The following is a 256-nucleotide window of genomic DNA, read 5'->3' as shown; positions in this document are numbered from 1 at the left end:
CTGCTGACCTGGGCCCGCGCGCACATCGCCGGCCTGCCCGTGCTGATCCTCACCGCCCGCGATGGCGTCGATGACCGCGTGCTGGGCCTGAACGCCGGGGCCGACGACTACATCACCAAGCCCTTCAACATGCAGGAGCTGCAGGCCCGCCTGCAAGCCATGTTGCGCCGCGCGCGCCAGCCCGCCTTCACCCAGGCCAGCAGCGCCGCAGGCGTTGCCAGCACCACCATCGGCCCCCTGGTGCTGGACCACGCCA

Annotated in this window: 1 protein-coding gene; it reads left to right on the top strand. The window is 71.9% G+C overall.

From position 1 onward, the window contains the following. On the top strand, positions 1 to 256 hold a 256-nt coding region (locus KM800_RS15280; RefSeq protein ID WP_217813841.1), incomplete at both ends, for a response regulator transcription factor.

It is taken from the genome of Clostridium tyrobutyricum, assembly GCF_019144085.1.
Lineage (GTDB): Bacteria > Bacillota > Clostridia > Clostridiales > Clostridiaceae > Clostridium_B > Clostridium_B tyrobutyricum_A.
The sequence above is the reverse complement of the archived record's forward strand: the minus strand, read 5'-3'. Positions and strand labels throughout refer to the sequence as shown.